This is a genomic window from Actinoplanes sp. ATCC 53533 (genome assembly GCF_003947245.1).
In genome coordinates this window covers 1-7,598 of the sequence record NZ_QHHV01000387.1, presented here as the reverse complement: position 1 = coordinate 7,598, position 7,598 = coordinate 1, and the positions used below count along the sequence as shown (strand labels likewise).

Annotated in this window: 9 protein-coding genes; 3 read left to right on the top strand and 6 right to left on the bottom strand. The window is 70.8% G+C overall.

Translation table 11 applies throughout. The features are described from left to right. On the top strand, window positions 1-886 hold an 886-nt coding region (locus tag DMB66_RS57915), incomplete at its 5' end, for a Fic family protein (protein WP_148112919.1). 30 nt (window positions 887-916) lie between these two features. On the opposite strand, the gene DMB66_RS57910 is transcribed toward DMB66_RS57915, so the two are convergent. The 3 genes from DMB66_RS57910 to DMB66_RS57900 form a co-directional block, all read right to left on the bottom strand. After that, the gene (locus DMB66_RS57910; RefSeq protein ID WP_158647709.1) at window positions 917-1,504 is read right to left on the bottom strand and encodes an alpha/beta fold hydrolase; all 588 of its coding nucleotides are present in this window, start codon (window positions 1,502-1,504) and stop codon (window positions 917-919) included. 165 nt (window positions 1,505-1,669) lie between these two features. Further along, complete coding sequence (locus DMB66_RS57905) at window positions 1,670-2,050, bottom strand: hypothetical protein (protein WP_125812475.1); 381 nt, start codon at window positions 2,048-2,050, stop codon at window positions 1,670-1,672. 16 nt (window positions 2,051-2,066) lie between these two features. Continuing rightward, window positions 2,067-3,107 carry a cation diffusion facilitator family transporter gene (locus DMB66_RS57900; RefSeq protein WP_125812474.1) on the bottom strand — a complete coding sequence of 347 codons (1,041 nt, stop codon included), beginning with the start codon at window positions 3,105-3,107 and terminating at the stop codon, window positions 2,067-2,069. Window positions 3,108-3,216: 109 nt separating this feature from the next. Here DMB66_RS57900 and DMB66_RS57895 point away from each other — a divergent pair, with 109 nt between their 5' ends. Both DMB66_RS57895 and DMB66_RS57890 read left to right on the top strand, forming a co-directional pair. After that, entirely contained in the window at window positions 3,217-3,531 is a 315-nt protein-coding gene (locus DMB66_RS57895) for a metalloregulator ArsR/SmtB family transcription factor (protein ID WP_233625583.1), read from the top strand. A gap of 84 nt (window positions 3,532-3,615) precedes the next feature. Continuing rightward, a complete protein-coding gene (locus DMB66_RS57890; protein ID WP_125812472.1) occupies window positions 3,616-5,493 on the top strand; it encodes a glycoside hydrolase family 9 protein in 1,878 nt (625 codons plus the stop codon). Window positions 5,494-5,551: 58 nt separating this feature from the next. Here the strand turns inward: DMB66_RS57890 and DMB66_RS57885 are convergent, their stop codons facing one another. The 3 genes from DMB66_RS57885 to DMB66_RS57875 all read right to left on the bottom strand — a co-directional run. Beyond that, on the bottom strand, window positions 5,552-6,049 hold the full coding sequence (locus tag DMB66_RS57885) for a hypothetical protein (RefSeq protein WP_125812471.1): 498 nt from the start codon (window positions 6,047-6,049) through the stop codon (window positions 5,552-5,554). Next, window positions 6,046-7,167, bottom strand: a complete 1,122-nt coding sequence (locus DMB66_RS57880; RefSeq protein WP_125812470.1) for a ferritin-like protein — start codon at window positions 7,165-7,167, stop codon at window positions 6,046-6,048. Before DMB66_RS57880 ends, DMB66_RS57885 begins: the two co-directional genes overlap by 4 nt. 14 nt (window positions 7,168-7,181) lie before the next feature. After that, a partial coding sequence (locus tag DMB66_RS57875; protein WP_233625582.1) for a GMC oxidoreductase occupies window positions 7,182-7,598 on the bottom strand: 417 nt, incomplete at its 5' end.

Here is a 7,598-nt window from a genome sequence, read left to right as displayed (position 1 = left end):
GCTGGCGCTCGCCGAGCTCGGCCAGAGCGACAAGTCGAACGCCCATACCGTCATCGGCAACGTCCGCGCCATGGAAGCCGCCCTGCGGCTCTCCGACAATATCGAAGTAGCGGCGATCCTGACCATGCACGGCGAGCTGATGCGGCGTCAGCCCGGCTTCACGCAGCACGCTGGCCGGTTCCGGCAAGAGGCGGTCTGGATCGGGCGGGACAATGCCGGGCCGATCGGTGCCGATTTTGTCGCGCCACAGCATGAACGGGTGCCGGACGCCGTTCAAGACATCGTCGAGTTCGCGAAGCGTGACGACCTGCCGGTACTGATTCAGGTAGCGGCCGCACACGCCCAGTTCGAGACGATCCATCCCTTCGTCGACGGCAACGGCCGCACGGGTCGCGCCCTCGCCCAGGCCATGCTGCGGAGCAAGAAACTGGTCACGCACGTCACCGTGCCCATCTCGGCAGGACTGCTGACCGACACCAGCACCTACTTCGACGCCCTGAACGCCTTCCGGGACGGCAACGCCGGACCAATCGTGCACCGCTTTGCCGATGCCTCGCGTTTCGCCGCCGTAACAGGCCGGGTCCTCGTCGATGACCTCGCCGCACAGCTGGCGGATGCCCGCGACAAACTGTCCGGGGTCCGGACGCATGCCGCCGCATGGAAGGTGCTGCCAAGGTTGGTGGGGCAGCCCGTCATCAACGCCAAGTACTTGACATCCAAGTTGGCGATGAACGATGTCACGGCGCAGCGCACACTCGAGCTCCTGACCAGCCGGCAAGTCCTGGCGGAACGCACCGGACTCCGTCGAAACCGGGTCTGGCAGCACACCGGGATTCTCGACGTGCTCGACAACTACGCATCCATGATCCGGCGCAACGCACCCTGAGAGCCGAGCTGCGGGCCGGATTTCGCAGGTTCACAGCAGAGTTCGCAGCTCGGCGGCGAAGCCCTGCGGATCGGTCAGATGCGCCAGCGGTCCGGCCGGGCCGGACGGCAGGGCCGGCGTCCGGCCGGCCATCGCGGGTTGGTTGCGGCGGGTGGGTGGCTGGGCGAGCCAGCTCTCGTACGCACGCAGCAGCGCCGGATCCGTCCGAGGCGCGGCATAGGGCCGCAGGGCTTCCGGCACAGCGTCGAGGCCGACGGTGGTGACCAGGTCCTCGATCGTGCTGGCCGCGATGGGTGGTTCGTCGAGGGTGAGGACGTGGTGGGTGGCGTAGGCGTCGGCGAAGGCGGTGGCGAGGAGCGCCGAGGCGGCGTGCCCGACGACGACGGGGGCGCGGTGCAGGCCGAGGGCGTGCACCAGACCGGCCAGATCCTCGGCGATCCGCTCGACGCGGTAGTCCTGCCGGGGCGGGCTCTGGCCGTGGCCGGGCAGGTCGGGCGCGACGACCGTGCAGGCGCCGCCGGCGAGTTCGGCGGCGACCGGCCACCACATCGTGCGGTCGAACATGAGCCCGTGCAGCAGCACGACCGGACGGCCGAACTGGCCCCAGCGGTCGTACACGAGGAGGTTTTTCGGGCTTGCGGTGACGTGCGTGGAACGGAGAGATGGCTGTGGGCGCATAGGGTGACCGTCTTTCCTGCGCGGGCGGACACGGAGGTGCACCGGTAGAACCGCAGGGCGCGGGACATGGGCGCGGGTGGAGCAGAACCGGAGAGCTACCGGCTGCTATACCCGCAGGACACCCAGTGCAGTCAGCGCATCTCCCGAGGAGAGCCGTTCCGAGGCGTTGACCTGATGAAATGCCTGGTCCGTGGCGGGCGGGCGCACCGGGACGGCGTAGCAGACGGTGGTGGCCGCCGGGCGCAGGCGTTTGCTGAGGGTCGGCGCCCAGCCGTTGCCGTGGTGGTGCTCGTGCCCGGAAGCCGGCTGCGCGTCGACCGCGTCGGCGGCGGACACGGCCGCGCTCGCCTGGGCATGGTGCTCGCTTCCCGCGGAGACCAGCAGGCTCGCGCCGAGCAGGAAGAGCAGCATGACCGCGGCGGCGAACACGGACACCCGGCGGTCACGCGGAGCGTGCCGGGTGCGCGGTCGGCCGGTGCGGATCATGCGGCAAGCGTACGTGTCAGTGCCCGGCCGCCGCGGCGAGGCGATCGCGGCGCTCGTGGGACAGGCCGGTGTGGTGCTCGCCGCCGGGGTGGCTGTCCGGGTCGATGTGCACGGTGGCGGTGGCCAGCCGGGGAACGTGGTGGGTGAGCTGGTGTTCGGCGTCGGCGGCGATCTCGTGCGCGGCGATCAGGGTCAGCCGGGCGTCGACGACGACTGCGGCCTCGGCGTGCATCCGGTGGCCGATCCAGCGCAGCCGCAACCCGGCCACGCCGCGCACGCCGGGGATGGCGCGCAGGGTCTCCTCGGCCCGGTCGACGAGTTCGGGGTCGACGCGGTCCATGAGCCGCCGGTAGACCTCGCGGGCGGCGTCCTTGAGCACGAACGCGATCGCCACGGTGATGCCCAGGCCGACGACCGGGTCGGCCCAGCCCCAGCCGAGCCACGTGCCGCCCGCGGCGAGCACGACAGCGAGGGAGGTGAAACCGTCGGTGCGGGCGTGCAGGCCGTCGGCGACCAGCGCGGCCGAGCCGATCCGGCGGCCGACGGTGATCCGGTAGCGGGCGACGATCTCGTTGCCGAGGAAGCCGATCAGGCCGGCGGTGAACACCCACGGCAGGTGGGTCATCTGCCGCGGGTTGGCCAGGCGGTCGATCGCGAACCAGGCGGCGGCGATCGAGGAGGCGGCGATGACCAGCACGATGACGATGCCGGCGAGGTCTTCGGCGCGGCCGAAGCCGTAGGTGTAGGCGCGGGTGGCGGCACGGCGGCCGAGCCAGAACGCGATGCCGAGCGGCACGGCGGTGAGCGCGTCGGCGACGTTGTGCAGGGTGTCGCCCAGCAGCGCGACCGAGCCGGAGAACGCGACGATCAACGCCTGCGCCGCGGCGGTCGCGCCGAGCACGGCCAGGGAGATCCACAGGGCGCGCATGCCGTCGCGGGAGGCCTCCAGGGCCGAGTCGACCTTGTCGGCACTGTCGTGTGAGTGCGGCGTGATCACGTGCCGAACCTTGTGCCACACGCCGTGGCCGTGATCGTGGCCGTGATCGTGGTCGGTCATCTCGGAACCCCGTGACGGTGGGTGGTGGTTCGGGCTGTCCCGGCCATAATATGTGCTCGTGTACGCACGCGACAACGTTGCAAATGCCAGTGAGCTGCAGGAACGACCGGTGCGCGACAGCGTCATCGAGGCAGCGACGCTCGCGTCGGGCATGCTCGCGGACCCGACCCGGCTGCGATTGCTGGTCCGCCTGCTCGACGGCGAGCACGACGTGACTGCGTTGACCGGGGCCGTCGACGCGGCCCGGCCCACGGTCTCGCAACACCTCGGCAAGCTGCGCCTGGCCGGCCTGGTGGTCGTGCGCCGCGACGGGCGCCGGGCGGTCTACGCGATAGCCGACGAGCACGTGCGGCGGCTGGTAACGGAGGCGCTGCGGGCCGCGGAGCGCCGGGCTTCGGCTCGCCCCCGGACGACACGGCACTGAGGTCGGCGAGGTGACCGCCCTTGAAAGCGTCACGCACATCCGGTGCGCCGACCGACGATCTCGCGCCGACACACTTTGGGCACTGTGCTGACTGCCGCCGTTCGACGTCGCCCCCTTGCCCTGCTGTCGATCGGCGCGATGCTGGTGGCCGGCGCCTGCGGAAGCCCTCCGAAGCCACCGCTGGACGCGTTCGTTCGTCTCGATCAGCTCGGCTACGCCCCCGCCGAGACCAAGATCGCGGTCCTGCTGGCACCGCGCGACGCCGCGGGCGCCCGGGCGGCGGTGGTCGGTGCCGACGGCAGGACCGTCCTGTCCCTGACCGTGGGGTCCGGCCGGGGCGGCTGGAACGCCACGTTCACCGACGTCCGGCCGATCGACCTGACCGCGCTCACCAGGCCGGGCACCTACCGCCTGCGGATCGACGGGCCGGTGCACGCCGAGTCGCCGCCGTTCCGCATCGGCACCGCGAACGAGTTGTTCGGCTCGCTCGCTCAGGAATCGGTCGAGTACTTCCAGGCGCACCGCGACGGCGCGAACCAGGTCAGTGCCCGGTGGAAGCGGGAGCCGGCGCACCTCGCGGACCGGGCCGCGACCGTCTACGAGAGACCGGCGTTCGACGACGGCGGCCGGCTGACCGCGGGACTGCTCGCCACGGCTGGCCCGGTCGACGTCGAGGGTGGCTGGTACGACGCCGGGGACTTCCTCAAGTTCACCCACACCACCGCGTACGCCCTCATCGCCATGCAGGTCGCCCAGCGTGACGGGGCGACCGTCGGCGGGCTCGCCGCCGAGGCCCGGCACGGCCTCGACTGGCTCGGCAAGATGTGGGACCCGAACACCGGGACGCTCTACACCCAGGTCGGCATCGGCAGCGGCCTGCAGCACGGCGACGAGACGTTCCTCGGCGACCACGACACCTGGCGGCTGCCGCAGGACGACGACCGGCTCGCCGTCCAGCCCGGCGACGAGCGCTACTACCAGCGCTACCGCCCGGTGTTCCGGGCCGCCGACCCCGGGGAGCGGCTGAGCCCCAACCTCGCCGGCCGGGTCGCCGCCGCGTTCGCCCTGGCCGCCCAGCTGGAGGCGGCCACCGAACCGGCGCGCGCCCGTGCCCACCTCACCGCCGCCGCACGAATCTTCGGCCTGGCCGCCACCGAGGGTGTCGAGAACCTGGTCACCGCCGAACCGCGCACTTTCTACCCGGAGGACAGCTGGACCGACGACATGGCCCTCGGCGCCACCGAGCTCGCCCTGGCCGGCCGCGTGCTCGGCGATCCACGCGCGGGCGAATGGCTGGAACAGGCCACGCACTGGGCGAAGACCAACACCGACCGCGGCGACGACGGGGCGCTGAGCGTCTACAACCTCAGCGCACTCGCCATCACCGAGCTGACCCGGGCGACGGGGGCCGAGATCGACACCGGCGCGCTGCGCCGCGACCTGCGGCGCCGACTCGACGCGGGCGTGCAGGCGGCCGCGGGCAACCCGATGGGCGCCGCCGCGGGCAACGGCGGCGCCGACTACGCCGCCCGCCAGCTCGGCTACACCGCCACCGCCGAACTCTACGAACACACCTTCCAGGACGGCCGGTACGCGGCGTTCGCCACCGCCCAGCGCGGCGTCGTGCTCGGCGCCAACGGCTGGGGCACCTCGATGGTCGTCGGCGCCGGAACCACCTATCCCCGCTGCCCGCACGATCAGATCGCCACCCTCGCCGGCAGCCCCGCCACCGCCGCGGGCATGGTCGGCGCGGTCGTCAACGGCCCGAACCACGCCGACCGCGTCCACGAAATCCTCGCCGACCCGCGGCCCACCTCGTGCGCCTCGAACGCCTTCGCGCCGTTCGACCGCGACGACATCCACTACGTCGACGACATGCGCGTCTCGGCGAACAACGAGCCCTCGATCGACTTCACCGCCACCGGCCTGCTCGCCTTCGCCCTCACGGCGAAGCAGCACTGATTCGCCGTCGGGCACAGCACCGGGCCGATCGCCGCCACCCCGGCGGGTGGCGGCTCAGCTACCGGGTCAGGGAGCTCGGAATGGGAGAAGACGGCAGCGCTGGGATCCGCGGTGGTGAGGCCCACGAGCCGTAGCCGGGAGCACGTGCTCCGGGCGGGTTGGCGCCGATCGCGAACCAGAGCAGACCTTGAGCGTAGGCCTGGGGCGAGGCGGTGAACGTGCCCCCGTCGTCCCCGGGGATGCCGAACTGCTTGGTCCATTCCGGTGGCAGGCCGAACCAGATCCCGCAGTACCAGAGCTTGATGATGTTCCGCGCGACGGGACCCCGGCGGGGGTCGTCGAATACGGCCCGCGCCAGCTGCTCGGCGCGGGTCTGCTCCTGGTCGAGCTCGGTCACCTCGTGCCGGTAGGTGCTCAGCAGATCGGTCAGATTCTGCTCGCCCACCACCTTGGTCACGGTGTCCAGGTAGGACTCGGCCTGGCCGGTGCCGAGAAGGTCGAACTCGGTGAAGCCGGTGACCTCCGAGGAGAAGATGACAAAACTCTCGAGGCTCATGACCGCTCCCGCGAAGCGGGCTCGAAGACCGGAGAGGCGTTGACACCGGGCCGTCCGGGGAACGGATTGCGGATCAGCCGGTTGATGTCGTCGCGCAGGCGAAACATCCACGGTACGGCGTCGAGCAGCTTCTGTGGCTCCCCGTTGTACGCTCCGGTCAGGTAGGCGAGGAAGTCGGCGTACGTCTGGTGGAAGTGTTCCGCGGCCTCGAGCACCGGTGAGCCGGCGGGGTAATCGGCCAGTTTGGCGTCGATCGCGACGGGATAGACCGCTGAGAAGTCCACCTCCAGCCGCGGGCCGCTCGGGCGTCCGGCAACGTCGCCCTTCTGGTAATAGCGGGCCAGCTGGATCTGTTCGAATCGGTAATAGTGCGAGAGCTCGCCCGCGCCGTCGTAGATTCCGCCGCCCAGGCCCTCGCCCTGCTCGGTGATCAACTCCAGGGCCTGCAGCGCGGTGGCGAGATCACGCACTACCACGACCTCGCCGCCGCCCGAGTAGAAGTATTCTCCGGTGACCTGCCAGGAGACGTCACCGGAGAAGAGCTCCTCGCCATTCTCCCGGCAGGTCCGGTCGAGATAGCGCAGGCCGCGATCGATCTCCTCGTAGAACTCACCGATGCTGTAATAGCGCACGCTCGGATCGAGCGGGCTGGCCGCCAGCACGGTGCCCGCGCCGAGGTCGGGGCGTGGCAGCAGGCGCCTGCCCTCGCTGGGCGCCTTGGCCGGGCGTTCGATGTTGAGGAATGTCGTCACCGCGGCCTGCGAGAAGGGCTGCACGCTCACCAGGAAGTCGATCTCACCGCTGGGCAGGTGCGCGGGATAGTTCGGGATGAAGTCGTCCGCCGCCAGGTCCACGTGGAGGCCGACGGCGTTCATGACGTTGGCCACCAGGGTCAGGTGCAGCATCTCCTCGACCGCCACGGTCCGGATGAGGTGCTGGGCGTCGGAGTTGCTGCCGGGGTGCAGGGAGTACAGCGCCGTCAGGTAGGGCGGGATCGTGGCGTGTTCCAGGCGCAGGGCGGCGTTGAGGTAGGCCTCGAGGTCCGCACGGGTGAAGATCTCCGCCGGCAGCTGGGCTTCCGCCGCCCGGTTTTCCAGAAGCAGGGTTTGCTGGGTCATCGTGCGCCAATCGTTCAGAGGGCCGCGAGGGCCACGGGCTGGTCCTGGTGCCGCAACTCATGGAGCAGGTGCCGAGCCGTACGCAGGTTGAGCGCGGTAGCGGTCAGGGTGATGTTCGCCGTGCCGATCGTCGGCATGCTGCCGCCGCCGACCAGGTAGAGGTTCTCGTGCTCCCAGCTGCGCTGGTTGTCGTCCACGACAGAGGTAGCCGGGCTCGTGCCCATGATGTGGGTGCCGGCCAGGTGGTTGCCGCCGAGGATCCGGTAGCCCTCGCCCTCGAACTCCACGTACCCGTACTCGGACGGGTCGTAGTTCGTGTGGTCCTCCGCCCCGAGTTGGTCGAACAGCTGCCGCGACAGGCGACGGGCGAAGGCCGCGCCGCGCATCGTGTAGTCGGGGACCTTGAACGAGATCACCGGGCGCATGTTGCC